The sequence below is a fragment of the Acrocarpospora phusangensis genome, assembly GCF_016862995.1.
Taxonomy (GTDB): domain Bacteria; phylum Actinomycetota; class Actinomycetes; order Streptosporangiales; family Streptosporangiaceae; genus Acrocarpospora; species Acrocarpospora phusangensis.
Genome location: NZ_BOOA01000066.1, coordinates 1 through 26,854, shown reverse-complemented (window position 1 = coordinate 26,854; position 26,854 = coordinate 1). Strand labels below are relative to the sequence as shown.

General features: G+C 70.7%; 25 protein-coding genes. 15 read left to right on the top strand and 10 right to left on the bottom strand.

Going from position 1 to position 26,854, the window contains the following annotated elements; genetic code table 11:
* Positions 1 to 2 precede the first annotated feature (2 nt).
* The 5 genes from Aph01nite_RS30785 (at position 3) to Aph01nite_RS30765 (ending at position 5,293) form a co-directional block, all read left to right on the top strand.
* Positions 3 to 638 (top strand): hypothetical protein, encoded by a 636-nt coding sequence (locus tag Aph01nite_RS30785; protein ID WP_204044543.1) that lies wholly within the window; start codon positions 3 to 5, stop codon positions 636 to 638.
* The gene (locus Aph01nite_RS30780; protein ID WP_239162109.1) at positions 635 to 1,789 is read left to right on the top strand and encodes a C40 family peptidase; all 1,155 of its coding nucleotides are present in this window, start codon (positions 635 to 637) and stop codon (positions 1,787 to 1,789) included. The genes Aph01nite_RS30785 and Aph01nite_RS30780 overlap by 4 nt, the downstream gene beginning before the upstream one ends.
* A 6-nt stretch (positions 1,790 to 1,795) precedes the next feature.
* Positions 1,796 to 2,203, top strand: a complete 408-nt coding sequence (locus tag Aph01nite_RS30775; RefSeq protein WP_204044542.1) for a (deoxy)nucleoside triphosphate pyrophosphohydrolase — start codon at positions 1,796 to 1,798, stop codon at positions 2,201 to 2,203.
* Positions 2,204 to 2,242: 39 nt separating this feature from the next.
* Positions 2,243 to 4,222, top strand: a complete 1,980-nt coding sequence (locus Aph01nite_RS30770; RefSeq protein WP_204044541.1) for a hypothetical protein — start codon at positions 2,243 to 2,245, stop codon at positions 4,220 to 4,222.
* Positions 4,223 to 4,321: 99 nt separating this feature from the next.
* Positions 4,322 to 5,293: a hypothetical protein gene (locus Aph01nite_RS30765; RefSeq protein ID WP_204044540.1), complete on the top strand. Its 972-nt coding sequence runs from the start codon at positions 4,322 to 4,324 to the stop codon at positions 5,291 to 5,293.
* A 60-nt stretch (positions 5,294 to 5,353) separates the two neighbouring features.
* Here the strand turns inward: Aph01nite_RS30765 and Aph01nite_RS30760 are convergent, their stop codons facing one another.
* The 7 genes from Aph01nite_RS30760 to Aph01nite_RS30730 all read right to left on the bottom strand — a co-directional run bounded on the left by Aph01nite_RS30760 (position 5,354) and on the right by Aph01nite_RS30730 (position 13,026).
* Positions 5,354 to 6,100 carry a succinate dehydrogenase/fumarate reductase iron-sulfur subunit gene (locus Aph01nite_RS30760; protein ID WP_204044539.1) on the bottom strand — a complete coding sequence of 249 codons (747 nt, stop codon included), beginning with the start codon at positions 6,098 to 6,100 and terminating at the stop codon, positions 5,354 to 5,356.
* Positions 6,100 to 8,007 (bottom strand): fumarate reductase/succinate dehydrogenase flavoprotein subunit, encoded by a 1,908-nt coding sequence (locus Aph01nite_RS30755; protein ID WP_204044554.1) that lies wholly within the window; start codon positions 8,005 to 8,007, stop codon positions 6,100 to 6,102. The genes Aph01nite_RS30760 and Aph01nite_RS30755 overlap by 1 nt, the downstream gene beginning before the upstream one ends.
* 2 nt (positions 8,008 to 8,009) lie before the next feature.
* Positions 8,010 to 8,795, bottom strand: a complete 786-nt coding sequence (gene sdhC, locus Aph01nite_RS30750; RefSeq protein WP_204044538.1) for a succinate dehydrogenase subunit SdhC — start codon at positions 8,793 to 8,795, stop codon at positions 8,010 to 8,012.
* A 106-nt stretch (positions 8,796 to 8,901) separates the two neighbouring features.
* Entirely contained in the window at positions 8,902 to 9,354 is a 453-nt protein-coding gene (locus tag Aph01nite_RS30745) for a response regulator (protein ID WP_204044537.1), read from the bottom strand.
* Complete coding sequence (locus Aph01nite_RS30740; RefSeq protein WP_204044536.1) at positions 9,347 to 10,903, bottom strand: sensor histidine kinase; 1,557 nt, start codon at positions 10,901 to 10,903, stop codon at positions 9,347 to 9,349. Before Aph01nite_RS30740 ends, Aph01nite_RS30745 begins: the two co-directional genes overlap by 8 nt.
* A 1-nt stretch (position 10,904) precedes the next feature.
* Entirely contained in the window at positions 10,905 to 12,062 is a 1,158-nt protein-coding gene (locus Aph01nite_RS30735) for a PP2C family protein-serine/threonine phosphatase (RefSeq protein WP_239162108.1), read from the bottom strand.
* Positions 12,063 to 12,102: 40 nt separating this feature from the next.
* On the bottom strand, positions 12,103 to 13,026 hold the full coding sequence (locus Aph01nite_RS30730; RefSeq protein WP_204044534.1) for a LysR family transcriptional regulator: 924 nt from the start codon (positions 13,024 to 13,026) through the stop codon (positions 12,103 to 12,105).
* 153 nt (positions 13,027 to 13,179) lie between these two features.
* On the opposite strand from Aph01nite_RS30730, the gene Aph01nite_RS30725 reads away from it, so the two are divergent.
* The 3 genes from Aph01nite_RS30725 to Aph01nite_RS30715 are packed head-to-tail and all read left to right on the top strand — an operon-like array spanning position 13,180 to position 16,603.
* A complete protein-coding gene (locus Aph01nite_RS30725; protein ID WP_204044533.1) occupies positions 13,180 to 13,947 on the top strand; it encodes a succinate dehydrogenase cytochrome b subunit in 768 nt (255 codons plus the stop codon).
* Entirely contained in the window at positions 13,944 to 15,869 is a 1,926-nt protein-coding gene (locus Aph01nite_RS30720) for a fumarate reductase/succinate dehydrogenase flavoprotein subunit (protein WP_204044532.1), read from the top strand. Before Aph01nite_RS30725 ends, Aph01nite_RS30720 begins: the two co-directional genes overlap by 4 nt.
* On the top strand, positions 15,866 to 16,603 hold the full coding sequence (locus Aph01nite_RS30715; protein WP_204044531.1) for a succinate dehydrogenase/fumarate reductase iron-sulfur subunit: 738 nt from the start codon (positions 15,866 to 15,868) through the stop codon (positions 16,601 to 16,603). The genes Aph01nite_RS30720 and Aph01nite_RS30715 overlap by 4 nt, the downstream gene beginning before the upstream one ends.
* Before the next feature lie 14 nt (positions 16,604 to 16,617).
* Here the strand turns inward: Aph01nite_RS30715 and Aph01nite_RS30710 are convergent, their stop codons facing one another.
* Positions 16,618 to 17,181: a Clp protease N-terminal domain-containing protein gene (locus Aph01nite_RS30710; RefSeq protein WP_204044530.1), complete on the bottom strand. Its 564-nt coding sequence runs from the start codon at positions 17,179 to 17,181 to the stop codon at positions 16,618 to 16,620.
* Entirely contained in the window at positions 17,181 to 17,414 is a 234-nt protein-coding gene (locus Aph01nite_RS30705; RefSeq protein WP_204044529.1) for an RNA polymerase subunit sigma-70, read from the bottom strand. Before Aph01nite_RS30705 ends, Aph01nite_RS30710 begins: the two co-directional genes overlap by 1 nt.
* A gap of 130 nt (positions 17,415 to 17,544) precedes the next feature.
* On the opposite strand from Aph01nite_RS30705, the gene Aph01nite_RS30700 reads away from it, so the two are divergent.
* Together Aph01nite_RS30700 and Aph01nite_RS30695 are read left to right on the top strand one after the other, a co-directional pair.
* Positions 17,545 to 19,242 carry an ABC transporter ATP-binding protein gene (locus Aph01nite_RS30700; protein ID WP_204044528.1) on the top strand — a complete coding sequence of 566 codons (1,698 nt, stop codon included), beginning with the start codon at positions 17,545 to 17,547 and terminating at the stop codon, positions 19,240 to 19,242.
* Positions 19,242 to 20,981 carry an ABC transporter ATP-binding protein gene (locus Aph01nite_RS30695; RefSeq protein WP_204044527.1) on the top strand — a complete coding sequence of 580 codons (1,740 nt, stop codon included), beginning with the start codon at positions 19,242 to 19,244 and terminating at the stop codon, positions 20,979 to 20,981. Before Aph01nite_RS30700 ends, Aph01nite_RS30695 begins: the two co-directional genes overlap by 1 nt.
* On the opposite strand, the gene Aph01nite_RS30690 is transcribed toward Aph01nite_RS30695, so the two are convergent.
* Positions 20,982 to 23,012, bottom strand: a complete 2,031-nt coding sequence (locus Aph01nite_RS30690; protein ID WP_204044526.1) for a S9 family peptidase — start codon at positions 23,010 to 23,012, stop codon at positions 20,982 to 20,984.
* Between the two features lie 31 nt (positions 23,013 to 23,043).
* Here Aph01nite_RS30690 and mshB point away from each other — a divergent pair, with 31 nt between their 5' ends.
* From mshB to Aph01nite_RS30670, 5 genes are all read left to right on the top strand, one after another.
* Complete coding sequence (gene mshB / locus Aph01nite_RS30685) at positions 23,044 to 23,934, top strand: N-acetyl-1-D-myo-inositol-2-amino-2-deoxy-alpha-D-glucopyranoside deacetylase (protein ID WP_204044525.1); 891 nt, start codon at positions 23,044 to 23,046, stop codon at positions 23,932 to 23,934.
* A gap of 10 nt (positions 23,935 to 23,944) precedes the next feature.
* Entirely contained in the window at positions 23,945 to 24,385 is a 441-nt protein-coding gene (locus tag Aph01nite_RS41745) for a DUF6113 family protein (protein ID WP_239162107.1), read from the top strand.
* Between the two features lie 5 nt (positions 24,386 to 24,390).
* A complete protein-coding gene (locus Aph01nite_RS41740) occupies positions 24,391 to 24,870 on the top strand; it encodes a flavin reductase family protein (protein WP_239162106.1) in 480 nt (159 codons plus the stop codon).
* A gap of 32 nt (positions 24,871 to 24,902) precedes the next feature.
* Positions 24,903 to 25,346: a hypothetical protein gene (locus Aph01nite_RS30675; RefSeq protein WP_204044523.1), complete on the top strand. Its 444-nt coding sequence runs from the start codon at positions 24,903 to 24,905 to the stop codon at positions 25,344 to 25,346.
* A gap of 96 nt (positions 25,347 to 25,442) precedes the next feature.
* The gene (locus Aph01nite_RS30670) at positions 25,443 to 26,420 is read left to right on the top strand and encodes an MBL fold metallo-hydrolase (protein ID WP_204044522.1); all 978 of its coding nucleotides are present in this window, start codon (positions 25,443 to 25,445) and stop codon (positions 26,418 to 26,420) included.
* Positions 26,421 to 26,854: the final 434 nt, after the last annotated feature.

Below are 26,854 nucleotides of genomic sequence, written 5' to 3'. Positions count from 1 at the left end.
TCATGGAGGGAACGGACGGCCGGAGGCGACTCGTCTTCGTGGCCGTGGTCGTCGTGCTCGCCGCCATCGGCGTCTATCTGACGATGCTCGGCGGCGGGGACACGCGTACCGAGCATGAGGCGGCTCCCACCGGCCGGAGCGCGCCGACGGGCGTCACCGTCCCGGCCGTGCCGAGCCAGGTGGCCAGCACGCCTTCCGGCGAGTTCGACGTGTACGCGTACCTGCCGTTGAGCCGGGACGAGCTGGCCGCCGCCGCGGACCTGGCCCGGCGGTTCGTCGGCGCGTACGGGACCTACACGCACGCCGATCCGGTGGCGCGGGTGGACCGGGTGCGGCGGTTCGCGACCGTGGAGTTCGGCGAGCAGCTCACCCGCAGCCTGACCGCGCCCGCGCTGACCCAGCACGACACCGCCGAGCAGATCGTCTCGGACGGCTCGGCCAAGGTGATCTCGATCAGGGACATGGCCCTGGGCTCGGTCGTGTTCGTGGTCGACTCCATCCAGCACATCACCAGCACGGCCGGCGCGCGCGACCAGACCGACTCGTACGCGGTGACCGTCATGAAGCTCGGCACGGACTGGCGGGTCTACGACATGCAGCCCGCCGACGCCGGGCAGGACGGGGACACGTCGCCGTGAACACGAGCCGGCTCTCGTGGAAATGGGTGGCCGCGCTCCTGGCCGTGGTCGTGCCGCTGGGCTTGTTCGGCTCGATCGTGCTGATGACGCCGTTACCCGGGGGCATGTTCGGCGGCGGCGGAGCCGAGTGCGCGGTCGACGTGGGCGACCTGTCCGCCACCGCGAAGGAGGACATTCCCCCGGAGTACCTGGCCCTCTACAAGAAGCACGGCGAGGCGATCGGCGTGCAGTGGAACGTGCTGGCGGCCGTCGGCAAGCGCGAGACCGACCACGGGCGCTCCACCCTGCCGGGCGTGCGGTCCGGCACCAACGAGGCGGGCGCGGCCGGGCCGATGCAGTTCCTGATCAGCACCTGGGGCGGCAAGGCGCGCATCGAGATCCCGTCCGAGTTCAACGGCTACGCCTCCGACGGCGACGGCGACGGCATCGCGGACGTGTACAACCCCGCGGACGCCATCCTGGGCGCGGCCAAGATGCTCAAACGCAACGGCGCCCCCGACGACCTGCGCAAGGCCATCTTCGTCTACAACCGCGCCACCTGGTACGTGGACCAGGTGCTGGAGATCGCCGAACGGTACGCGGCCTCCGGCGAGATCGGCCTGCCGCCGGAGAACAACCCGGACTGCGCCTTCGAGGTGCAGGCGCCGAGCGAGATCGTGGCGGAGATCCTGGACTACGCGCTGGCGCAGCGGGGCAAGCCGTACCGGTGGGGTGGGACCGGGCCGGACGCGTACGACTGTTCGGGGATCATCTACATGGCCTACCGGAACGCGGGGCTGTCGATCCCGCGGACGACCTTCGGGCAGTGGCCGTTCGGGGAGAAGATCGACGCGGGTGACGAGCAGGCGGGCGACCTGGTGTTCTTCAACTCGGGACCGGGGACGTCGGTCAACAATCCCGGGCATGTCGGGATGGTCGTCTCGCCCGGGAAGATGATCGAGGCGCGGTGCACGCTGTGCGGGCCGATCAAGGTCACCACGTACAAGGACCGGTCCGGGATCGTCGGATACACCCGGCCGCTGGCCAACGCGGACGTGATGGAGCAGCTCAAACGGCTGCCGCTGGCCGCCGGGCAACCCAGTCTTGGCCGTACGGTAATCGGGAGTCAATCGCGTTGGTCCGGTGTGGGAGTGCGGGCGCGCGTACCCTAGACAGGCATGGAGAAGATCGTTGTCGGCGCTGCGATCGTCGAGGGCGGGCGGCTGCTGGCCGCTCAGCGGGCCGAACCGGCGGAGCTCATGGGCGGGTGGGAGCTTCCGGGCGGGAAGGTCGATCCGGGGGAGAGCGAACATGACGCCTTGGTCCGGGAGTGCGACGAGGAACTGGGCGTCAAGATCGCTGTTGGCCGGCGGGTCGGTGGGGACTGGCCGCTGAGCGGGGGTTATGTGCTGCGGGTGTGGCTGGCCGCGCTCGCGGCGGGGACACCCGAGGCGCGGGAGCATCTGGCGTTGCGGTGGCTTGAGCCGGGGGACTTCTATTCGGTGGCGTGGCTGCCCGCGGATCTGCCGATCGTGAAGGCCGTGCAAGATCTGCTCAAGGAAGGATTGAGTCCCGACCTGGTGTGACATAACGCTTACGAAGCGTGCATCGGGGGAGCTCGGGTGATGAATCGGTGGCGGCGGGGATATGTCGTGTCCGTGGTGGGGGCCGGGGCCGTCATTCTCGGCGGTCCGGCGGTAGCCGCCCTCGCCGACCAGCCCGCACCTGACCGGAGCACCGACCAGACCTCGGGCTCGTCCGCGAACGGCCACGGAACCGGCGTGAGCGTGGCTCCAGGGATGGCTGGTTACGGTGGGGATCTGAGTGCCGTCAGTGGCCCAGGGCCGGCCGGGGGCGTGAGCGGGGTGCCCGGGGCGAGCCCGTGGGCGTCCCCGGGCGGGACGGTCGACTGCGGGCCGCTGCTCGCCGGAGGCGCGAACAGCCCGGTCCGCCCGACACCCACACCGGTGCCGATCCCGTCCGTCTCCGTGCCCGCCTCACCGGGCCCTGTCCCGATTCCCCCACGCCTCAACCCGGCCTGTACGCCTTCGCCCACCGCCGGCCCTTTCGTCGTGCCCGCCACCGAACCCTCAGGCATCCCCTCCCTCCTGTCGAGTGGCTCCAGGCAGCTGTTCCCGATACCCAGCCCCATGGCCAACCCGGCACCCAGCGGAGCATGGCTGCCGCCCCTGGCCTGCCGCGTCGTGTGCCAGCGGGGAGGGTGGGACCGGTTGGGCGCGGATCGGGAGGACTTCCCGGTGCCGCGGATGTCCGGGGACCTCCTGCCCCAAAGCCAGATGCGGGAGCCGGGGCGGCGTGAGGCGATGGACGCTGTCGGCACGCTCGCCGGGGACGGCGGGGACGGCGGGGACGGCGGGGACGGCGGGGACGGCGGGGACGGCGGGGATGGCGGGGATGGCGGGGATGGCGGGGAGGCGTCGCGGACGCCTGACGCCGCCCTTCTGACGCACGGCGATCCGGATGGGCAGGGCGGTCCAGTCGGGCACGGCGGTCCGGATGGGCAGGGCGGTCCGGATGGGCAGGGCGGTCCCGTCGGGCAGGGCGATCCGGACGCGCAGGGCGGTCCGGACGCGCGGGGCGGTCCCGTCGGTCCGGACGGTCCGGAAAGGCGTAGCGTGCTGAGCGCACCGAACAGTCTGGACGGGCGCGGGTCGCCGCAGGGGTGGGAGGGCGGGCACCGGTGGATGGTGAGGCCGGGCACGCGGGCCACGTCCGAAGGCTGGCAGGCGACTGACGTCGCAGTTGGGGGGGCCGCGCCGCAGAGTCGCCTCCTACCGGGTCTCCAGGCCGCACCGCAAAGGTGGCAGGCGCCTGCCGCCCAAGCCGCGCCGGAGGGCTCCCCGACGCCCGGGGAGCCGCCGGTCCTTCATGGAGCGCAGGAGGCGCCGGAGGCCGGGATCGCCGGTCAGGCGACGCCGGGCGTGGCGGGCGTGGCGGGCGTGGCGAGTCCACAACAGGATGCCGCCGGTGCCGCACTGAATCCGCAACAGGGTGTGGCTGGTGGGGCGGTGGGTGCGCAGCAGGGGTCGGCTGGTGGGGCGGTGGGTGCGCAGCAGGGGTCGGCTGGTGGGGCGGTGCGTGCGCGGCAGGGTGTGGCTGGTGGGGCGGTGACGCAGCAGCGGGCGGCGGTTGCGATGCCGTCGGCTGAGGTGCCCGCGCTGCCGGACGCTGCCGCGTCGCCGTCGGCCGCGCTGCCGGAGGCGGCTGCCGCGTTGCCGTCGGCCTCGGCCGCGCTGCCGGAGGCGGCTGCCGCGTTGCCGTCGGCCGCGCCCGCGGTGCCGGAGGCGGTCGCGTTGCCGTCGGTGGAGGTGCCGACGTTGCCGGAGGCGACGCCGGGGGTCACGCCTGTGCCGCTGCCGATGGATCTGGGTGGGGCGAGCATTCCGTTGCTGGCGCCGTCGCCGCCGTCGCTCAGCCCTCCCGCGCTGGTCAATCCGAGGAACATTGCGCTAACGGAGGCCCCCGACCGGATGGAGTCGATCAAGGGGCTGCCGCTCACGTTGGCCACGGTGGGCGGGCTTCTGGTCATCCTGGGACTCCAGATTCGGCTGTCCCGGAGGCGTCAGGAGCAAGACCCCGAATAAGACTCACCGTCCGAAACATGTTTTGCCAGTCCTTTGCCCTACTAGTATTTCCATGACCGGGAAAGTCAGGCAGAGACGGCGAAAACGGCGGAGGACACGGTGGTCGGACGCGCACGCAGACGGGTCGCGTCCGTAGTCGCCGCCACGCTGGCCTCGGCCGGGCTCCTGGTGATGATCGCCGCGGCGTCCGCGTCGGGCGCGGCCAACCCGGTCGACCCCTGCCGGGAGGGCGACCTCTGCGAGACCGTCACGGTCACCGTGGAGCCCACGGGCGACGTCAGCGTCACCGTCACCCAGACGGTCACCCCGACGCCCACCGGCGCGTCGCCCACGACGCAGTCCCAGTCGCAGCCGCCCGCTCAGCCCAGCACCACGCCGCCGCCGATCCCGACCGTGCAGCAGCAGCTGCCGAGCAGCGATCCGGTCATCCCGGAGGAGACGCCCGAGGTTCCCGAGCCGGCCGTCTCGCTCCCGACCGCCGGCGAGACCCCCGCCCCGCAGGTGACTCCCGGCCCGGCCTTCACCGAGCCCGACCCGGAGGTGGTGGCGATCGAGATCCGCAACGCCACCCCCGAGTTCGACCAGACCGGCCTCAGCCGCAAACTGGCCGCTCCGGCGGCGCTGCTGGTGCTGCTCGCCCTGCTCGGCTGGCTGGTCTTCGAGGGACGGCTGCGCAGGCTGGCCCACGCGGCGGCCCTGCGCCGGGGCGCGGCCATGCAGCCACCCATGCAGCCCATGTACCCGATGCAGCCCCCCATGCAGCCGATGCACCCGATGCCCGGCCAGATGATGCCGTACCCGGGATACCCGGTGCAGCCGTACCAGCCGCCGGTGGTCAGTTATGTGCCGGTGCCGTACCCGATGCCGTATCCGCAGCAGCCGTACGGGCCGGTGCCGGAGGCGCAGCAGTCGTATCCGCCGCCCGCGCAGGCGCCCGATTACCCGCAGGGGTACGTGATCGAGCGGACCATCGAGGAGCCATTGCCCGGTCAGCCGGGTGGGACGGCGGTCTTCCCCGCGCAGGAAGGGCAGGGCGGCGAGGAGGACCCGCGCCGCCGCAGGCCGTACTGAAGCGCCGTACCAGACGGAAACGAAGAGCGCCGACCGGGTGGCCCGGCCGGCGCTCTGCCGTCAGCGGCGGAAGATCTTGTTTCCGAGCCAGACCAGCGGGTCGTACTTGCGGTCGACCACGCGCTCCTTCATCGGGATCAGCGCGTTGTCGGTGATCTTGATGTGCTCGGGGCAGACCTCGGTGCAGCACTTGGTGATGTTGCAGTAGCCGAGCCCGTGCTCCTCCTGCGCGGCGTCCTTGCGGTCGGCCACGTCGTAAGGGTGCATGTCCAGCTCCGCGATCCGCATCAGGAAGCGCGGCCCGGCGAAGTTGGTCTTGTTCTCCTCGTGGTCACGGATGACGTGGCACACGTTGTTGCACATGAAGCATTCGATGCACTTGCGGAACTCCTGGGACCGCTCGACGTCGATCTGCTGCATGCGGTACTCGCCGGGACGCACGTCGGCCGGCGGCGTGAAGGACGGGATCTCCCGTGCCTTCTGGTAGTTGAACGAGACGTCGCAGACCAGGTCCTTGATGACGGGGAACGTCCGCATCGGGGTGACCGTGATCGTCTCGGACTCCTCGAAGGTGGACATCCGGGTCATACAGCCGAGCCGCGGCTTGCCGTTGATCTCCATCGAGCAGGACCCGCACTTGCCGGCCTTGCAGTTCCAGCGGACCGCCAGGTCGGGCGCCTGGGTGGCCTGCAGGCGGTGGATGACGTCGAGGACCACCTCGCCCTCGTTCACCTCGACGGTGAAGTCCTCCAGCTTGCCGTCGCCGCCCTCGCCCCGCCAGACGCGGAACTTCGCCTTGTACCCCATCACGACTCTCTCTTCTGTGCTGCCAGCGCGGCGTCGTACTCCGCCAGTTCTTCCCCGGTGAGGTATTTGGCGAGTTCGCCGCGGTCGAACAGCGTGAGCAGGTCCGCGCGCATGCCCGGCTGCTCCTGCTCCACCACGGTCACCTCGGAGCCGTCCGCCGGCGCGGAGCAGACCAGCAGCTTGCGCCGCCAGTCGGCGGACATGACCGGGTAGTCGTCGCGGGTGTGCCCGCCGCGGCTCTCCTCGCGGAGCAGCGCCGCCTTGGCCACGCACTCGCTGACCAGCAGCATGTTGCGCAGGTCGATGGCGAGGTGCCAGCCCGGGTTGTAGATCTTGCCGCCGGTGGAGGCGGTGTTCTTGGCCCGCTCCTTGAGCTTCTCCACCACGTCCAGGGCCTCGCTGATCTCGCCCGACTTGCGGATGATGCCGACCAGCTCGTTCATGGTCCGCTGGAGCTCGTGGTGCACCTCGTACGGATTCTCGCCGCTGGCCCGCTCCAGGGGCGCCAGGGCCTCCGCCATTGCCTCCTCGACTCCGCTCACCACCGGGCGCCTGGCCAGGCCGTCCACGTACGCGGCGGCGCCCGCGCCGGCCCGGCGGCCGAACACCAGCAGGTCGGAGAGGGAGTTGCCGCCCAGGCGGTTGGAGCCGTGCATGCCGCCCGACACCTCGCCCGCCGCGAACAGGCCGGGCACCGAGGCGGCCCCGGTGTCGGCGTCCACCTCGACTCCGCCCATGATGTAGTGGCAGGTCGGGCCGACCTGCATCGGCTCCTTGGTGATGTCGACGTCGGCCAGCTCCTTGAACTGGTGGTGCATCGACGGCAGCCGCTTGATGATCTCAGTGGCCGGGAGCCGGGAGGACACGTCCAGGAAGACGCCGCCCTGCGGGGAGCCGCGCCCGGCCTTCACCTCGGCGTTGATGGCGCGCGCCACCTCGTCGCGCGGCAGCAGCTCGGGGGGACGGCGGTTGTTGGCCTGGTCGGTGTACCAGCGGTCGCCCTCCTCCTCGGTCGTGGCGTACTTGTCCTTGAACACGTCCGGCACGTAGTTGAACATGAAGCGCTCGCCGAGCGAGTTGCGCAGCACGCCGCCGTCGCCGCGGACCGACTCGGTCACCAGGATGCCGCGCACCGAGGGCGGCCAGACCATGCCGGTCGGGTGGAACTGGATGAACTCCATGTTGATGAGGTTCGCCCCGGCCAGCAGGGCCAGCGCGTGCCCGTCCCCGGTGTACTCCCAGGAGTTGGACGTCACCACGTACGACTTGCCGATGCCGCCGGTGGCCAGCACCACGGTCGGGGTGTCGAAGAGGATGAACTTGCCGGTCTCCCGCCAGTATCCGAACGCGCCGGAGATGGCGTCGCCGTCCTTGAGCAGCCGGGTCACGGTGCACTCGGCGAAGACCTTGATGTAGGCCTCGTAGTCGCCGTGCAGCTCGTAGTCCTCCTGCTGGAGCGCCACCACCCGCTGCTGCAGGGTGCGGATCAGCTCCAGGCCGGTCCGGTCGCCCACGTGCGCGAGGCGCGGGTACTCGTGCCCGCCGAAGTTCCGCTGGCTGATCTTGCCGTCCCTGGTGCGGTCGAACAGCGCGCCCCAGGCCTCCAGCTCCCAGACCCGGTCCGGCGCCTCCTTGGCGTGCAGCTCGGCCATCCGCCAGTTGTTGAGGAACTTGCCGCCGCGCATGGTGTCGCGGAAGTGCACCATCCAGTTGTCGTCCGGGTTCACGTTGCCCATGGCCGCCGCCGCGCCGCCTTCGGCCATGACGGTGTGGGCCTTGCCGAACAGGGACTTGCAGACGATCGCCGTGCGCTTGCCCTGCTGTCGTGCCTCGATCGCCGCCCGGAGCCCGGCTCCGCCGGCTCCGATGACGACGACGTCGTATTCGTGACGCTCCACGTTGAGAATCCTTAAGCGAACGGGAAGGTGATTACGCCCTTGGCGACCAGCCGGACGTAGAAGTCGGCGATCATGACGGAGAACATCGACGCCCAGGCGAGCGGCTGGTGCTTGGCGTTGAGCTTGGAGATGAACGTCCAGGCCCGGTAGCGCAGCGGGTGCTTGGAGAAGTGGTTCAGCCGCCCGGCGGTGATGTGCCGGCAGGAGTGGCAGGAGAGCGTGTACGCGACGATGAGCGCCGCGTTGACCAGCAGGATCCAGGTGCCGAGCCCGGCCGGCTTGTGGACCAGCGCGAGGATGGCGTCATAGGTGAGGACCGCGCCGATCACGATCGCGCCGTAGAAGAAGTACCGGTGCACGTTCTGGATGATCAGCGGCAGCCGGGTCTCCCCGGTGTACTTCTTGTGCGGCTCGGCGACGGCGCAGGCGGGCGGGGACAGCCAGAAGGACCGGTAGTAGGACTTCCGGTAGTAGTAGCACGTCACCCGGAACCCGGCCGGCAGTCCGAGGATCAGCAGTCCGGGGGGCAGGCCGTACCAGTCGCCGAAGGGAGCAAGGCCCAGGAATCGGGCGCCCTCGGGACAGGACGTCGCCAGGCACGGCGACGAGAATGGCGCTATATAGGGTTCGACGAAGTAGCTCGCGTCGAAAATCGCCCAGAAACCGTAGATGAGAAACGCCGAGAGTCCGGCGAACGTCAATGCCGGGGCAAGCCACCATCGATCGGTGCGAAGGGTTCGCACTTTGAGCTGAGCGCGTTGTTTCCTGGCCGGGCTCTCGGCCGTTGTCTGGGTCATCGGGGACCTCTCCACCGCGTACGGACGCCGTATTGGTGGGGGCTACGTTACGACCACGCAAACATCATGTGTGAAGCGGGTCACTCAGTTGCCTTTGTGATTCCTGTCACGTGCCCCGGTACGAGTTCCCCGGAAGCTTGACGACAGTCACGAAGAAGTCATCAATCTGCCGGACCACGCGGATGAACTGGTCGAAATCCACGGGCTTGGACACGTACGCATTGGCGTGCAGCCGATAGCTGCGGAGGATGTCCTCCTCCGCCTCGGAGGTGGTGAGCACCACGACCGGGATCGACCGCAGCTCCGGGTCGTCCTTGATCTCTTCAAGCACCTCCCGGCCGTCCTTGCGCGGCAGGTTCAGGTCCAGCAGCACCAGATCGGGCCGAGGAACGTCAGTGTAGTCGCCCTCCCGGCGCAGGAACGCCAGCGCCTGCTCGCCGTCGTTGACCACGTGCAGCTTGTTGCGGACCTTGTTGTGCTCGAACGCCTCCTGGGTCAGCAGCACGTCACCCGGGTCGTCCTCGACCAGCAGCACGTCGATCCAGCGAAGATCATTCATCGGTGGCCTCCAAAGTCCAGCGGAATACGGTCCCCGGCGTGTCCGGCTCCTTCTCCAGCCAGATCCGGCCGCCGTGGTACTCGACGATCTTCCGGCAGAGCGCCAGGCCGATGCCGGTGCCGGGGTAGACGTCGCGCGGGTGCAGGCGCTGGAAGATCAGGAAGATCCGGTCGGCGTACTTCTGGTCGACGCCGATGCCGTTGTCGGCGCAGCAGAACTCCCACATGTCGCCGTCCCTGCGCACGCCGATGTGGATCATCGGCGGGGCCTCGGAGCGGAACTTGACGGCGTTGCCGATCAGGTTCTGGAAGAGCTGGGTGAGCAGCAGGCGGTTGCCGTTGACCATCGGCAGCTCGTCGTGGGTGACGGTGGCGCCGGTGTCCTCGATGGGGGCGGCCAGGTTGCCGACCGCGGTGGCGAAGATCTCCTCGGTGGAGACCGGCTCGCGTTCGTTGCTCACCCGGCCCACCCGGGAGAAGTCCAGCAGGTCGTTGATGAGCAGCTGCATGCGCTTGGCGCCGTCCACGGCGAACTTGATGTACTGCTTGGCCCGGTCGTCCAGCTGGTCGCCGTACCGCTGCTCCAGCATCTGGGTGAAGCTGGCCACCTTGCGGAGCGGCTCCTGCAGGTCGTGGCTGGCCACGTACGCGAACTGCTCCAGCTCGCCGTTGGAACGCCGCAGTTCGGCCGCCTGATCCTCCAGGGCGCGCTGGGCGCGGGAGGTGTTGCGCCATTCGGCGATGATGCGGCGGCGCATGGCGTCGGCGTGGCCGGACAGCTCGGCCATCTCGGCGGGGTGGGTGACCCGGAGTTCGTGGTCGAAGTCGCCCTGGGAGACCAGCCTGACCTGTTCGGCCAGGCGGGCCACCGGCTTGAGCACGACGTACCGGACGAGCAGGGTGAACAGGATCACGGACAGCACGAGCAGCGCGGCGAGCGCGCCGAGCGCCCGGTAGAAGGTGTCCCAGCCTTCCTCCAGGCGGTGGCTGCCGGCCCGGTGCAGCTCCTCAAGGTGCTTCTGCTGGTCGGCGAGAGCGTTGCGGACCGCCCCGAATCTGACGCTGTTGACCTCGGCCAGCTGGGCGGCCGTGTTGCGGCCCTGGGTGGGCACGTTGCGGACGATGGCGTCGGCGTAGTCCCGCCGCCAGGCCTCGATGGCGGTCCGCACCCGGGTCAGGTCGAGGCCGAGGGACGGTTCCTGCGGGATGAGCGCCTTGATCGCGTTCTCGGCCGCCGTCTCGGCGGTCCTGGCCCTGGCGTACTCGGCGCGGAAGGACTCCTCGTTGGTACGGCCGTAGCCGCGGATGGCGCTCTCCTCGGTGGTCACCGCCGTGGACAGCTCCAGGGTGTGCAGGACCAGCGGGTCGATCACGTCGATGATGTAGACGCGGGAGTCGCGGGTCTCGGTCAGCGTGGAGAGCGTCGCCAGGATGGCCGCCGTGAAGGCCAGCAGCAGCGCGGCGCCGACCAGCAGGAACCACCGGCCCGCCCGGAGCCGGCCGAATCCGCTGGGCGGTCGGGGCGGGGGCAGTGGTTCGATTCTGGTCACGTCATCTCCTGGACAGGACCACGGCGGCCAGGTCGTCGGTCAGGTCGTTCTTGTGCAGTTCCTTCACCCGGGCGATCAGCCGGTCCAGGTCGACGCCGCCCTGCTCGCGGATGAGGCCGATCAGGCCGTCGGTGCCGAGCAGGTCCCTGCCGCCGCCGACGGTGGCCTCGATCAGCCCGTCGGTGTAGATCAGCAGCGACCAGTCCGGGCCGAGCGTGAGGTCCACCGGCGTCCACCGCATCTCCGGGAAGATGCCGAGCGGCGGCCCCGAGGGCGTGTCGGTGACCACGTTCACCTCACCGGCACGGATCAGCACGGGGGGCGGGTGACCGACCACGTAGAACCGGGCGCTGGACAGGTCGGGCGCGATGGTGGCGCTGCAGAGCGTGGTGAAGATCTCCGGCGAGTTGCGCTCGTGGCGGAGCACGGTGTCCATGGTGGCGAGCAGGCGGTTGCCGTCCAGGCCCGCGATGGTCAGCGTGCGCCAGGCGATGCGCAGCGCCGCCCCCAGCGCGGCCTCGTCGGGGCCGTGCCCGCAGACGTCGCCGACCAGCACGTGCACGGCGCCGTCGGGGGTCTGCACGGTGTCCCAGAAGTCGCCGGCCAGCAGCCCGGCCTGGCGGGAGCCCGGCAGGTAGCAGGTGTCGTGGGCGAGTGCCTCGGTGCGCAGCATGGGCACCGGCAGCAGGCCGTGCTCCAGCCGGGCGGCCTCGGCGCTGAGCAGGCGTTCCTTGACGAGTTCGCGCTGGGCCTGCTCGCCGCGCTTGCGCTCGATGGCGTAGCGGATGGCGCGGGCCAGCAGCGGGCCGTCCACGTCCTGCTTGAGCAGGTAGTCCTGGGCTCCGGCGGAGACCGCGTCCACGCCGACGTGGACGTCGTTGAGGCCGGTCAGCACGATCACGGCCGTGTCCGGGGCCATCCGCAGGACGTACTCGAGCGCCTCCAGGCCGGTCGCGTCGGGCAGCGACAGATCCACGAGCACGCACGAGACCTCGGCGGTTAAGCGCTCCCGCCCCTCGGCCAGGCTGCGCGCCCAGATGATCTTCGGCGGTTTGCGCGCAGTAGCCAGCGACTCCTCGACAAGGAACTTGTCCTCGGGATCGTCTTCGATCAGGAGGAGCGTCAGGAGGTCCGGCAGACCATGCGAGAGTGTCGGCACCAACGCCTCTTTCGGGAGGGGCCTCCCAAATATAGCGAGATCAGGTCACCGCTTCGACGCCATCGGGAAGGGTGCCCTCCCGGGTGGCCTCGGTCAGGAAGGACAGCAGGGTGGCCCGGAACGCCTGCGCCGCCCGGGTCGGGGCCACGTCCTTGCGGTGCGCGAGCGCGACGGTCCGCATCAGGCCGGGCAGCAGCGGGGTGCCGGCCAGGTTGGGCCTGCCGTCCAGCACCATCGACGGCACCACGGCCACGCCGAGCCCGGCCTCCACGAAGCGCAGCACCGCGTCCATCTCGCCGCCCTCCACCGCGAACCTGGGCTCGAAGCCGGCCTGGCGGCAGGCCGCCAGGGTCGCCTCCCGCAGGTCGTAGCCGCGCCGGAACATCACCAGCGGCCGCCGCCGCAGATCCTCGATCCGCAGGTACGGCTTGCGCCCCGCCAGATGCGCCGGCGCCGCCACCACCAGGGTCTCCCGCAGGATCTCCTCGGTCACCAGGGCCGGATCGTCGCTCTGCAGCGGCAGGATGATCAGCGCCAGGTCCAGCTGCCCCCGGGCCAGCGCCCGGACCAGGTCCCGCGAGCCGCCCTCCTCGACCTGGATCTCCACGCCCGGGTAGTCCTCGTGGAACCGGGCCAGCGCGTCCGCCAGCAGCCCGGCGCAGAGTGACGGCGTCGCCCCCAGCCGGACCCGGCCGCGCCGCAGCCCGGCCAGTTCGGCCACCTCGCGTCGCGCGGTCTCGGCGTCGGCCAGCATGCGGCGCGCCAGCGGCAGCAGCGCCTCCCCGGCCGCGGTCAGCGTCACGTTCCCCCTGGCCCGGCTGAACAGCGGCGCGCCCAGCTCGGCCTCCAGCGCCTTGATCTGCTTGCTCAGCGAGGGCTGGGCCACCCGCATACGTTCGGCGGCCTGGGTGAAATGCCGGGTCTCGGCCACCGCCACGAACGACGCGAGCTGCTGAAGCTGCACGTTTCCCAAGGGTACGGGTGTGAGATTGCTCGCATTGGCACGGGTCGCCGGATCCGCCACCGGCGGCGGGCCAGACCTCATAGCCACCGGCTATCGAAACCAGATCCTTGATGACTTGGACGTCACCCAGGTGGCGTTCCTACCGTCCGGAGTGTGACCGCCATCATCGAACGGGGAGCCGCGACCTCCCCCATCGAGCCCGTCGAGCCGCCCGCCTCGACATCCGCGCCGTCGCCCCGGCGGCCGCGCAAGCCCGGGTTCTTCGCCACCTCCACCGGTCAGAAGGCCGTCATGGCGGTGACCGGGGCGATCCTGGTGACCTTCCTGATCGCGCACATGGCCGGCAACCTCAAGGCCTTCGCCGGCGCCGAGTCGTTCAACGGGTACGCGCTCTGGCTGCGCGAGGTGGGCTACCCGCTGCTGCCCAAACGCGGCCTGCTCACCCTGGCCGAGATCGGGCTGGTGGTCGCGATCGCGCTGCACATCTGGTCGGCCGTGGCGCTCTACCGCCGCGCCGCCGCGGCCCGCCCGGTCCGGTACGCGGCCCGCCGCCGCTCCCAGGCCGGCGGGTACGTCGTGCACATCATGCGCTGGGGCGGCCTCACCATCGCCCTCTTCGTCGTCTACCACCTGCTGGACCTGACCTTCGGCGTGGTCAACCCCGCCGGCGGCGCGGCCACGCCGTACGCCCGGATGATCGAGGGGTTCGCGCCGGGCCGCTGGTACGTGACGCTCTTCTACGTCGTCGCCGTGGTCATGGTGGGGCTGCACCTGCGGCACGGCCTGTGGAGCGCCTTCCAGACGCTCGGCCTGGCCCGCTGGCGTCCCCAGCTGAAGCTGTCCGCGACGCTGCTGTCGGTGGCGCTGGTGCTGGGCTTCCTCTGCGTGCCCTTCGCGATCATGATCGGAGCTGTGCAGTGAACTACCGCGAGGGCGAGCCCATTCGCGACACCAAAGCCCCAGAAGGGCCGATCGAGGAGCGCTGGGAGAAGCGCAAGTTCGCGGCCCGGCTGGTCAACCCGGCCAACAAGCGCAAGCTCAGCGTGATCGTGGTCGGCACCGGGCTGGCCGGCGGGTCGGCCGCGGCCACCCTCGGCGAGCTGGGCTACCAGGTCACCTCGTTCTGCTACCAGGACTCGCCCCGGCGGGCGCACTCCATCGCGGCGCAGGGCGGCATCAACGCGGCCAAGAACTACCGCGGCGACGGCGACTCGGTCTACCGGCTGTTCTACGACACGGTGAAGGGCGGCGACTTCCGGGCCAGGGAGTCCAACGTGTACCGCCTGGCGCAGGTCAGCGTGAACATCATCGACCAGGCGGTGGCCCAGGGCGTGCCGTTCGCCCGCGAGTACGGCGGCCTGCTGGACACCCGCTCGTTCGGCGGGGCCCAGGTGTCCCGTACCTTCTACGCGCGGGGGCAGACGGGGCAGCAGCTGCTGCTCGGCGCGTACCAGGCGCTGGAGCGGCAGATCGCGGCCGGGACGGTCACCATGCACGCCCGGCACGAGATGCTGGAGCTCATCGTGAGCGACGGCCGGGCCCGCGGCGTCGTGGTCCGCGACATGGTCACCGGCGAGATCGAGAGCCACCTGGCGGACGCGGTGGTGCTGGCCACCGGCGGCTACGGCAACGTGTTCTTCCTGTCCACCAACGCCAAGGGCTGCAACACCACCGCGATCTGGCGCGCTCACCGCAAGGGCGCCATGTTCGCCAACCCCTGCTACACGCAGATCCACCCGACCTGCATTCCGGTCTCCGGCGAGTACCAGTCCAAGCTCACTCTGATGTCGGAGTCGCTGCGCAACGACGGCCGCGTCTGGGTGCCCCAGGAGGCCGGCGACACCCGGCGCCCCGCCGACATCCCGGAGGACGAGCGCGACTACTACCTGGAGCGCATCTACCCGGCCTTCGGCAACCTGGTGCCCCGGGACATCGCCTCCCGCGCCGCCAAGAACGTCTGCGACGAGGGCCGCGGCGTGGGCCCCGGCGGCCTCGGCGTCTACCTGGACTTCGCCGACGCCATCGCCCGCCTCGGCCGCGCCGCCGTCGAGGAGAAGTACGGCAACCTCTTCGAGATGTACGAGCGCATCACCGGCGAGGACCCGTACGCCCAGCCGATGCGCATCTACCCCGCCGTGCACTACACGATGGGCGGCCTGTGGGTGGACTACGACCTGCAGTCCACCATCCCCGGCCTGTTCGTCGTCGGCGAGGCCAACTTCTCCGACCACGGCGCCAACCGGCTCGGTGCGTCCGCGCTGATGCAGGGCCTGGCCGACGGCTACTTCGTGCTGCCCGCCACCATCGGCGACTACCTCGCCGGGTCCAGGGACTTCGGCCCGGTGGACGAGGTGAGCGTGGCCGAGGCCGAGATCGCGGTACGGGACCGCATCGAGCGGCTGCTGGCCGTGGACGGCGAGCGCACCGCCGACTCCTTCCACCGCGAGCTGGGCAAGCTCATGTGGGACTACTGCGGCATGGAGCGCACCGAGGCGTCCCTGACCAAGGCGCTGGAGCGCATCCCCGAGCTGCGTGCCGAGTTCTGGCGCAACGTGAAGGTGTCGGGCGTCAACGAGGAGCTCAACCAGGCGCTGGAGCGCGCCGGGCGGGTGGCCGACTTCTTCGACCTGGCCGAGCTGATGTGCCTGGACGCGCTGCACCGCACCGAGTCCTGCGGCGGCCACTTCCGGGCCGAGTCCCAGGACGCCGACGGCGAGGCCCTGCGCGACGACGAGAACTTCGCCTACGTCGCGGCCTGGGAGCACACCCCGGAGGGCCCGGTCCTGCACCGGGAGCACCTGGACTACGAGTACGTCACCATGAGCCAGCGGAGCTACAAGTGAACCTCACCCTGAAGATCTGGCGTCAGCCCAACCCAGACGAACCAGGCAAAATGGTGAAATATCACGTCAAAGATATCTCGCCGGACATGTCGTTCCTGGAGATGCTGGACGTGCTCAACGAGGGGCTGATCCTGGCCGGGGACGACCCGGTCGCGTTCGACCACGACTGCCGCGAGGGCATCTGCGGCATGTGCGGCATGGTGATCAACGGCGTCGCGCACGGCGAGCAGAAGGCCACCACGACCTGCCAGCTGCACATGCGCCACTTCACGGACGGCGCCACGGTCACCGTCGAGCCGTGGCGGGCCGCGCCGTTCCCGGTGATCAAGGACCTGGTGGTGGACCGGTCGGCGTTCGACCGCATCATCCAGGCCGGGGGGTTCGTGTCGGTGCCGGCGGGGGCGGCGCCGGACGCGCATGCCGTACCGGTGCCGAAGGGAGACGCGGACGACGCGTTCGACGCGGCGACCTGCATCGGGTGCGGGGCCTGCGTGGCGGCCTGCCCGAACGGGTCGGCGTCGCTGTTCACCGCCGCCAAGATCACTCACCTGGGGTCGCTGCCGCAGGGCCAGCCCGAGCGCGCGTCCCGGGCCAAGGCCATGGTCGAGCAGATGGACCTGGAGGGGTTCGGCGGGTGCACCAACACCGGGGAGTGCACGGCGGTCTGCCCGAAGGGCATCTCGCTGGACACTATCGCCCGGATGAACGCCGACTTCCTCAAGGCCTCGCGTTAAGGGCCGGTCCGGGGTTAAGGGCCGGTCTGGGGGACGCGCAGGGTCCGGGCGATGGCGTCCGGATCCAGGCCGTGGTCGACGATGATGCGCATGGCCAGGCCGCTGTTCTCGCGGATCAGGCCGAGCAGCAGGTGGATGGTGTTGATCTCCTTGCTCTTCAGGGCCAGGGCCTCCCGCAGGGAGAGTTCCAGGGCCTTCTTGGCCTTGGGCGTCCAGGTCAGGTGCCGCCCGCTGACCAGCGCGCCGCCCTTGGTGCGGAACGGCGCGCGGTCGAGCGAGCCGGGGCCGAAGCTGGCCTCGATCTTCTCCCGGACCGCGTCCAGGTCGATGCCGAGCGTCCCCAGCAGGTCGGCGTCCAGTTCCTCGCCGTGGCAGGGCCTGCGGACGACGGCCTCGATGGCGGCCTCGGCGCCCGCGTGGTCGAGGCCGCGCAGGGCCAGGGCGGCCGGGTCCCGCGGGTCGGCCAGCAGGCCGAGCAGGATGTGCTCGGTGCCGGTGTGCTGGTGGGCGAGGCGACGGGCCTCGTCCCTGGCGTGTTTGACCACCTGGCGGGCCTCGTCGGTGAATCGCTCGAACATCACTTCTCCCGTCTCAACAGGCCGCGGCCCCCGGCGTACTTCTTGTGCACGGCCTGCCTGCTCACGTCCAGGAGCACCGCGATGTCCTGCCAGGACCAGCCTTGGTCCCGGGCGTTCTCCACCTGGAGCGCCTCCAGGCGGTCGACCAGGGTCCGCAGGGCGCGTACGGCCCGCAGGCCCACGGCCGGGTCCCTGCTGCTGGCGTCGGTGGCCAGCTGCGCTGTTTCATTCATGTATGTCAATGTAGGTTGACATGTCGGTGGATGTCAACCCTGGTTGACGTCGTAAGATCTTTTCTGTCGCGCCCGGCGACCGGAAAATCATTTGCCGATTGACCTGCGAACTTGCGAGTCTTTAGAGGTCATGCGCGCATTACCAGTAGCCGATCCCGGCACACCAGACACCCGCAGCCCGGTCCGGTACCTGTGGTGGATCGCCGTTTCCCAGTGGCGTCCCCTGACCGTCGGCATCGCGTACGCGATCCTGTGGTGGCTCGGGCAGGCGATGGTGCCGTACACGATCGGCGCGGCCGTCAACGCCTTCACGGCCAAGGACGCCGGCGCCCTGGTGTGGTGGTCGGGCGCGCTGTTCGGGCTGGGCTGTGTGCAGGCGCTGGCGGGTGTGATGCGCCACCGGTTCGCGGTGGTCAACTGGCTGAGCGCGGCCTACCGCACGGTGCAGCTCACCGGCCGCCAGGCCACCCGGCTGGGCGCGACCCTGCCCAAACGGCTGTCCACCGGCGAGGTGGTCAGCGTCGGCAACTCCGACATCGCCTCCATCGGCAACGCCGTGGACATCATGCTGCGCGGCAGCGGCGCGGTCGTCGCCATCGCCGCGGTGACCGTGATCCTGCTGTCCAGCTCGCTCCCGCTCGGCCTGATGGTGCTCATCGGCGTGCCCGTGATGGCCGTCGCGGTCGGCCCGCTGCTGAAACCCCTGCACCACCGCCAGCAGCGCCAGCGCGACCTGTACGGCGACATGGCCACCCGCTCCGCGGACATCGTGGTCGGCCTGCGCGTGCTGCGCGGCATCGGCGGCGAGCAGGTCTTCGCCGACCGGTACCGGGAGGAGTCCCAGCAGACCCGCAGGGCCGGCGTCCGGGTCGCCTCGATGGAGTCGCTGCTGGAGGGCCTGCAGATCCTGCTGCCCGGCGTGCTGGTGGCGGCCGTCACCTGGCTCGGCGCGCACTTCGCCCTGGACGGCCGGATCTCCGGCGGCGAACTGGTGTCCTTCTACGGGTACGCGGTCTTCCTGATCGCCCCGCTGCGCACCCTGACCGAGGCCGCAGACAAGCTGACCAAGGGCCACGTGGCCGCCCGCCGGGTCTGCCGCATCCTCAACCTGGACCCCGAGATCACCGGCGGCACGCTGCCGGTCCCGGACGGGCCGCTGGCCGACCGGGAGTCCGGCGTGGTCGTCCGGCCCGGCCTGCTGATCGCGCTGGCCGCCGACGACCCCGAGGACGCCGTCGCCATCGCCGACCGGCTGGGCCACTACCGGGAGGACGAGCCCGGCGCGGTGACGCTGGACGGCGTGCCCGTGGCCGACCTGGACTTCGCCGGGTTCCGGTCGCGGGTCCTGGTCGCCGACAACGCGGCCAAGCTGTTCTCCGGGCCGCTCCGTACCGAACTGGACGTGACCGGCGGCGCGGCGGACGAGGACATCGCCCGCGCCCTGCACGCCGCCTGCGCCGAGGACATCGTGGCGGCCCTGCCCGAAGGCCTGGACACCGAGATAGCCGAGGCGGGCCGGGAGTTCTCCGGCGGCCAGCAGCAGCGGCTCCGGCTGGTCCGGGCCCTGCTGGCCGACCCGGAGATCCTGATCCTGGTCGAGCCCACCAGCGCGGTGGACGCGCACACCGAGGCCCGCATCGCCGAACGGCTCGGCAAGGCCAGGGCGGGACGCGCCACCCTGGTCTGCACCACCAGCCCGCTCGTCCTGGACCGGGCCGACCTGGTGCTCTACGTGGCCGACGGCAGGCTCAGGTCGGAGGGAAGCCACCGCGAGCTGCTCGCGGCCGACTCCGGCTACCGATCGACCGTCACCCGGGGGGAAGACTGATGGCGCGCCAGATCCTGCCCGTCGCGGACCGGGCGCAGGTGCGCGCCTACGCGCGGCGGCTGACCCTGAAGTACCCCAGGCAGCTGGGCGGGGCGCTCGGCCTGCACGTGCTGGCCGCGATCGCCGGCCTGGCCGGCCCGATCTTCCTGGGCGACCTGGTCGAGGCGGTCGCCGAGGGCACCACGATCGACGTGGACACGCTGGTCCTGGCCTTCGCCGGCTTCGTGCTGGCCCAGGCCGTGCTGACCAGGTTCGCCGTGTACGCCTCCTCGGCCCTGGGCGAGCGGGTCCTGGCCGAGCTCCGCGAGGAGTTCGTGGACCGGGTGCTCGCGCTGCCGCTGTCCACCGTGGAGCGGGCCGGCTCCGGCGACCTCATCACCCGGACCTCCCGGGACGTGGACGCGCTCTCCCGTACGGTCAGGCAGGCCGTGCCGGAGACGCTGATCGCGGTCGTCACCGGCGTCTTCATGCTGGGCGGCCTGCTGATCGTGGCGCCGCTGCTGTCGCTGCCGTCGCTGGTGGCCGTGCCGCTGCTGTGGATCTCCACCCGCTGGTACCTGAAGCGCGCCAGGGACGGCTACCTCCGCGAGAACGCCGCCTACGCCGACATGACGGAGGGCCTGGCCGAGACCGTGGAGGGCGCCCGCACGGTGGAGGCGCTGGGCCTGCGCGAGCGCCGCCGGGTCAGGACCGACACCGACATCGCCCGCTCGTTCGCGGCCGAGCGGTACACCCTGGGCCTGCGCATGGTCTGGTTCCCCGCCGTGGAGCTGGGCTACGTGATCCCGGTGGTCTCCACCGCCCTGGTCGGCGGCCTGTTCTACATCCAGGGCTGGGCCACCATCGCCCAGGTCACCACCGCCATCCTCTACGTCCAGCAGCTCATCGACCCGCTCGACCGCCTGCTCTCCTGGATCGACGAACTCCAGGTCGGCGGCGCCTCGATGGCGCGGCTGCTCGGCGTGGCCAACGTCCGCGACGACCGGGTCGTCACCGGCGTCCGGGCCGAGGGCGAGGAACTGCGCGCCACCGACGTGCGGTACGCCTACCGCGACGGCCACGACGTGCTGCACGGCATCGACCTGACCCTGCGTCCCGGTGAGCGGCTGGCCATGGTCGGCCCGTCCGGCGCGGGCAAGTCCACGCTGGGCCGCCTGCTGGCCGGCATCCACGGTCCCCGTACCGGCGAGGTGACGGTGGGCGGCGCGCCGCTGGTGGACCTGCCGCTGGACGAGCTGCGCGGCCACGTCGCCCTGGTCACCCAGGAGCACCACGTGTTCCGGGGCACCCTGCGGGACAACGTGCTGATCGCCCGCCCGGACGCCACCGACGCCGAGGTGCGCCGTGCCCTGGAGGCGGTGGACGCCTGGGAGTGGGTGGACGCGATGGGCCTGGACACCATGGTCGGCTCCGGCGGCGCGACGGTCTCCCCGGCGCACGCCCAGCAGCTGGCGCTGGCCCGGCTGGTCCTGGCCGACCCGCACACGCTGGTGCTGGACGAGGCCACCTCGCTGATCGACCCGCGCGCGGCCCGCAACCTGGAGCGGTCACTGGCCGCCGTGCTGGACGGCCGGACCGTGGTCGCCATCGCGCACCGGCTCTACACCGCCCACGACGCCGACCGGGTGGCCGTGGTCGAGGACGGTGTGATCAGCGAGCTGGGCTCCCACCACGAGCTGGTGGCCGCGAAGGGAGCCTACGCCGCGCTCTGGGACAGCTGGCACGGGAAGTCCCGCTAGTCAGCTCTCCAGGGCCTTCTTCAGGAAGTCCAGCTGCAGGTGGAGCAGGTTCTCGGCGACGACCTCCTGCGGGGTCATGTGGGTGACCCCGGACAGCGGCAGCACGCTGTGCGGGCGTCCCGCGGCCAGCAGCGCGGAGGACAGGCGCAGCGTGTGCGCCGCCACCACGTTGTCGTCCGCCAGGCCGTGGATGATCATCAGCGGGCGTTCCAGCTTCTCCGCGTCGGCGAGCAGGGACGAACGCTCGTAGTGGCCCTCCGCCGGGTCGCCCAGGTAGCGCTCGGTGTAGCCGGTGTCGTACAGGCGCCAGTCGGTGACCGGCGCGCCCGCGACGGCGGCGTGGAAGACGTCGGGGCGGCGGATCACCGCGAGCGCGGCCAGCCAGCCGCCGAAGGACCAGCCGCGGATGGCCACCCTGGTCAGGTCCAGGTCGGGGTGGGGCATCGACTGGAGGGCGTCCACCTGATCGTCCAGGGTGACGGTGAAGTCGTGCAGGACCTCCCGCTCCCAGGCGGGACCGCGTCCCGGGGTGCCGCGCCCGTCCGTGACCAGGACGGCGAAGCCCTGCTCGGCCCACCACTGGGACTCCAGGTAGGGCCGGTGGGCGGCGATGACCCGCTGCCCGTGCGGACCGCCGTACGGGTCCATCAGGACGGGGAGCTTGGCGGAGCCCTCCACGTGCCAGGAGGGCAGCAGGACGGCCGTGGACAGGCCGCGGGAGCCCGCCCTGACCAGGGAGACGCGCAGGTCCAGGCCGGGGCGTTCGGCCACCGAGCGGATCGGCAGAGCCGTGCCGTCCTCGCGCAGCACCCGGACCGAGGTGCCCTCCGTGCTGAGGGTCTGGCCGGCCACGACGGTGACGCCCGAGGCGCGGCGGCCGGTGTAGGCGCCGGCCTCGGTGACGACCGGCGTGAGCGTGCCCCGCGCGTACGTCCAGAGCATGACCTCGGTGGGTTCGCCGCTGGCCTGGAAGAGCACGGTCTCGCCGTCCACGTCGAGGACCTCGCGGACGTGGAGCGAGGGCGGGGTGACCGGCTGGTCGCCGATCACCAGGCGTCGGCCGCCGTCGGCGTCGGCCACCCAGACCAGGGAGCCGTCGGGGAGGTGCCCGGGCACACCGCCGATGGCCTCCACCCAGGCAGGATCGGTGTCCTCGCGGACCACCGTGCTCGCGCCGGTGGCCGGGTCGACCTGGAGCAGGAGCATGCTGCGCTGGTCGCGGGAGAGCGTCACCAGGCACAGGCCGTGCGCGTCCCAGGTCACGTTGATGAGGTATTCCTGCGCGAACGGGACCTCGACCCGGGAGCCGTCCAGGTCGTACCGGAAGAGGGTCACTTCGGCGTTGGGGGTGCCGGCGGCCGGGTAGGCCACGACGTTGGGCTCGCGGTCGGGGTTGGCGGGGTCGGCGATGTGCCAGCGCCTCACGGGGGCCTCGTCCACCCGGGCCACCAGCAGCGCGTCCCCGGCGGGGGACCACCAGTAGCCGCGCATGCGCCCGAGCTCCTCGGCCGCGATGAACTCGGCCAGGCCGTAGGTGACGTCCTCCTCGGCGGCCACCTCGACGTCCTCGCCGGTGTCCACGTGCTGGACGCGGAGCGCGCCGGCGGTCACGTACGCCACCCGCGCGCCGTCGGGCGACAGCCGGGGGTCGATGATCGAACCGGGGGTGGCCAGCGCGCGCACCGCGCCCGCCTCCCACAGGAACAGCGCGCCGGACAGGGCGAACACGACGCGGCGCGCGGTGGCGTCGGCCGCGTAGGCGACCACGCCGCCGGCCGACTCGCGGGCCCGCTCACGCCGGGCGCGTTCCTCCGGCGGCAGGTTCTCCTCGGCCCCGCCGAGCGTCAGCGGGTCCACCAGCAGGCGCTCCTCACCCGAGGCCAGGTCGAGCTCCCACAGGCAGGTGACCGGGTCCACGCCCGTCTTGCCGCGCAGGAACAGCACACGGTCCGGGGCGATCGTGAAGCCGCGCGGCACGCCGAGCGTGAAGCGCCGGGTGCGGGCGTGCAGTCTGGGGAAGCTCTCACTCATAGTTCCACATAGTGCCAGTTAGGCTCGGGCCATGACTGACCGGCGGCTGCTCCTGGTGCACGCGCACCCCGACGACGAGACCATCGGCACCGGCGCGACCATGGCGAGATACGCGGCCGAGGGCGCGCACGTGGCCCTGGTCACCTGCACCCTGGGCGAGGAGGGTGAGATCATCCCGCCCGGGCTGGCCCACCTGGCCGCCGACCGTGACGACGCGCTGGGCCCGTACCGGATCGGCGAGCTGGCGGCGGCCTGCGCGGCCCTCGGCGTGACCGACCACCGGTTCCTCGGCGGGGCCGGGCGCTGGCGGGACTCCGGGATGATGGGCGTGGCGAGCAACCGCGATCCGCGCTGCTTCTGGAAGGCCGATCTCGACGAGGCCGCGTCCGCGCTGGTGGAGGTCATCCGCGAGGTACGGCCCCAGGTCATGGTCACCTACGACCGGTACGGTTTCTACGGGCACCCCGATCACATCAAGGCGAACCGGGTGGCCTGGCGGGCCTTCGAGATGGTCCGGGGCACGCCGCTGGAGGTCGCGAAGTTCTACCACACGGCCATGGCCACGTCGGTGATGAAACGGGCGTCCGAGAGCGTGCCCGAGGCGGAGATCGGCTTCCTGACCGTGAAGTCCGTCGAGGACCTGCCGTTCGGGGCGGCCGACGGGGAGATCACCACGGAGATCGACGCCCGGCCGTACCTGGAGGCCAAGCTGGCCGGGCTGCGGGCGCACGCCACCCAGGTGTCGGTGCGGGCGCCCTGGTACGCGCTGTCCAACGACATCGGGCAGGAGGCGTACGGGGTCGAGCACTTCATCCTGTGGAGTGGGGCGCCGGGGCCTGCGGGGGCGGGCGCGCCGGTCGAGGCGGGAGGCCTCGGTGAGCCGTACGGGCGGGAGGACTGTCTGTTCGCGGGGATCGGCTAATGTCAGGCGCATGATGGGCGCTGTCGCCCCGGAGGTGACCGAGAAACCGGTGATCACGGCTGGTTTCCAGGCGGCGGTCACCGGGGCCGCGTATGGGACGTTGATCGTGCTCGGGGCCGTGCTCGGGGTTCTGGGTGGATTCAGTCATTCGTGGTACGTGTTCGACGTGCCCGTGGCGGCGATCGGATGGGTGTTGCTGCTGCTGGCGGTGCCGTACGGGATGGGCCGGTTGATGGGGACGCGGCTGGCGGCGCTGGTGCCGTCCGTGGGGTGGCTGGCGGTCTCGCTGGGACTGGCCGGGCAGCGACCGGAGGGCGACCTGACCATCGCGGCAGACGTCTCGGGATATGTCTATCTATATGGCTGTACGGTCGCCTTGGTAGTGGCAGTCCTTTTGGTCCCGTCCACGGGGGTCTCCTGGTTACTGCGGCAAAATGTCCGAATAAAGTGACCCATGTGGACGTAGATAGGGATCTTTACCGGAAGGTTGTCGGCCGGTACGCCACCGGGATCGCCATCGTCACCACCGTGGACGCGGGTGTGGACCACGCGATGACGGTCAACTCGTTCGCGTCGGTCTCCCTGGATCCGCTGCTCGCGCTGTTCTGCGCGGAGAAGATCGCCCGTTTTCATGACTCGGTGCTGAAGGCGGGGGTCTGGGGGGTCTCGGTGCTGGCCGAGGACGCCGAGGAGGTCTCCCGCTTCTTCGCCCACCGCGGCCGGCCCTTGGAGGGGCAGCTGGCCGACCGTCCGCATCATCGCGGCTATCTCGGGGTTCCCTTGCTGGACGATGCGGTGGCGACGCTCGAATGCCGTACCACGGGGGTGCACGACGGCGGGGATCACACGATCATCGTGGGCGCGGTCGAGCACGTGGGCACGCCCCGGGACGGGGAGCCCCTGCTCTACCACGAAGGCCGCTATCGCCGGTTCTGATGCCGGGCCTGGCCTGATCGTAGAATGCGGTCATGGTGCGGGTCGTGCGGCCGGGGACCTGGTATCGGGTCCGCCGGGTCGTCAACTGGGTGAACCTCTCCACTCCGGCCGGGCTGCTCATCGCGCGCATCGGCGGCGCAACCACCAGAAAAGGCGAATTCGGCCTGGTGTACGCCCATGGCTATCGCATACCTTTTCCGATCGCCAGTGCGTTCACCGTGGGAAACGTGGTTCTGACCAAATATCCGGATGGATTTCTTCACGGCAGGCTTCTGGCGCATGAGTCGCGTCATGCCTCGCAATATGTGGCCTGTATCGGGCTGCCGATGCTGATCCTCTATCCGCTGTCGCTGGTCGTCTCGGTCGCCGTCTGCGGGGATATCGCGGCCTGGAACGTGTTCGAGCGGCTGGCCAATCTGGAGGACGGGGGTTATCGGCGGTGTCCGCCCCGATGGAGGAGGGCATCTCCGCATTAAGGATGGTTTGTCACATACATCGGTCGGTGGAGGCATATTTCCGGTCCAGTGGGGATCATCACAGGGGAGTGGTCGTTAACCGACGGGAGAGCACCCATGTCGTACACCATCCGGCCGGAAGCCCTCCCGCACGTTGGCCGCCCGCCCGTACGCCGCTGGCCCAACGGCTTCGCCGACCGCTTGACCGCTCCGCTCGCCAGCTTTCTCGAAGTGGTCACCGTGGTCCAGCACGGAGGATTCCGTACGGACATCGGGGATGTTGACCTGATTCCGGTCTATCGGTCGAAGCTTCCCCGTCCGACCGGAACCGAGGCTTTGATCACTTGGGTCGGGCATGCCACCTTCGTTCTGCAGCTCGGCGGGCTGACCGTGCTCACCGATCCCGTCTGGGCGCGCAAGATCCCCGGCATCCGGCCGCGCCTCACCCCGCCCGGCGTCGCCTGGTCCGACCTGCCGCCCATCGACGCCGTCGTGATCAGCCACAACCACTACGACCACCTCGACGCGCCCACCATCCGCCGCCTGCCCAAAGACACCGCGATCTTCGTTCCCGCCAACCTCGCCCGCTGGTTCACCCGCCGCGGCTTCCGCAACGTCGCCGAACTCGACTGGTGGGAGTCCGCCAGCCTCGGCGACGTCACCTTCAGCTTCGTGCCCGCTCACCACTGGAGCCGGCGCGCCCTCTGGGACACCTGCAAAACCCTCTGGGGCGGCTGGATCCTCACCTCCCGCCACCACCGCGTCTACTTCGCCGGCGACTCCGGCTACGGCCACCGCTTCAAAGAGATCGGCATCCGATATCCCGACATCGACGTCGCCCTCATGCCCGTCGGCGCCTACTCCCCCCGCTGGTTCATGAAGAACTTCCACGTCGACCCCGACCAGGCCGTGCAAGCCTTCCTCGACGTGGGCGCCCGCCACATGGCCACCATGCACTGGGGCACCTTCGTCCTCTCCGGCGAACCCCTCCTCGCCCCCCTCGAAGAAACCCGCCAATCCTGGACCATCCACAACCTGGACCCCACCACCCTCTGGGACCTCTCCATAGGCGAAACCCGCACCCTTCCGACATAACCCGAAATGCGGCCGGGCGGAGCCCGGAGGGGTCGGGGGTCGGGCGGAGCCCGGAGGGGGGGTCGGGCGGAGCCCGGAGGGTGTGGGGGTCGGGCGGAGCCCGGAGAGGGTGGGGGTCGGGCGGAGCCCGACGCCAGGCTTCTCGCCGTTATCCGGCGCCGTTTACGCAGGCGACGCTTCTCGCCGCGCCGGCGCCAAAAGCGGCTGGGCCTATTTGCTAGAGATCTTTATGGATTGATCCGCACTGGCCGCTGGATAGAAGGCGGCGAAGCCGAGTCTGGGCGGGCGGAACCCGGAGGGGGTGGGCCCGGGCGGAGCCTGGGTGGGGCCTGGGTGGGGCCGGGCGGAGCCCGGAGGGGGTGGGGGTCGGGCGGAGCCCGGGAGAAAGGGTGGGTGGGTGGGACGACCCACCGGCAACAACGGATGGGGCAATT

What these genes read in the sequence shown, in the direction of transcription:
- Aph01nite_RS30745 (WP_204044537.1), bottom strand. Translation starts at nt 9,354, where the DNA reads ATGAATGATCTTCGCTGGATCGACGTGCTGCTGGTCGAGGACGACCCG.
- Aph01nite_RS30675 (WP_204044523.1), top strand. Translation starts at nt 24,903, where the DNA reads ATGGTGCGGGTCGTGCGGCCGGGGACCTGGTATCGGGTCCGCCGGGTC.
- Aph01nite_RS30700 (WP_204044528.1), top strand. Translation starts at nt 17,545, where the DNA reads ATGCGCGCATTACCAGTAGCCGATCCCGGCACACCAGACACCCGCAGC.
- Aph01nite_RS30770 (WP_204044541.1), top strand. Translation starts at nt 2,243, where the DNA reads ATGAATCGGTGGCGGCGGGGATATGTCGTGTCCGTGGTGGGGGCCGGG.
- Aph01nite_RS30670 (WP_204044522.1), top strand. Translation starts at nt 25,443, where the DNA reads ATGTCGTACACCATCCGGCCGGAAGCCCTCCCGCACGTTGGCCGCCCG.
- mshB (WP_204044525.1), top strand. Translation starts at nt 23,044, where the DNA reads ATGACTGACCGGCGGCTGCTCCTGGTGCACGCGCACCCCGACGACGAG.
- Aph01nite_RS30785 (WP_204044543.1), top strand. Translation starts at nt 3, where the DNA reads ATGGAGGGAACGGACGGCCGGAGGCGACTCGTCTTCGTGGCCGTGGTC.
- Aph01nite_RS30690 (WP_204044526.1), bottom strand. Translation starts at nt 23,012, where the DNA reads ATGAGTGAGAGCTTCCCCAGACTGCACGCCCGCACCCGGCGCTTCACG.
- Aph01nite_RS30710 (WP_204044530.1), bottom strand. Translation starts at nt 17,181, where the DNA reads ATGTTCGAGCGATTCACCGACGAGGCCCGCCAGGTGGTCAAACACGCC.
- Aph01nite_RS30775 (WP_204044542.1), top strand. Translation starts at nt 1,796, where the DNA reads ATGGAGAAGATCGTTGTCGGCGCTGCGATCGTCGAGGGCGGGCGGCTG.
- Aph01nite_RS30705 (WP_204044529.1), bottom strand. Translation starts at nt 17,414, where the DNA reads ATGAATGAAACAGCGCAGCTGGCCACCGACGCCAGCAGCAGGGACCCG.
- sdhC (WP_204044538.1), bottom strand. Translation starts at nt 8,795, where the DNA reads ATGACCCAGACAACGGCCGAGAGCCCGGCCAGGAAACAACGCGCTCAG.
- Aph01nite_RS30760 (WP_204044539.1), bottom strand. Translation starts at nt 6,100, where the DNA reads ATGGGGTACAAGGCGAAGTTCCGCGTCTGGCGGGGCGAGGGCGGCGAC.
- Aph01nite_RS41745 (WP_239162107.1), top strand. Translation starts at nt 23,945, where the DNA reads ATGATGGGCGCTGTCGCCCCGGAGGTGACCGAGAAACCGGTGATCACG.
- Aph01nite_RS30695 (WP_204044527.1), top strand. Translation starts at nt 19,242, where the DNA reads ATGGCGCGCCAGATCCTGCCCGTCGCGGACCGGGCGCAGGTGCGCGCC.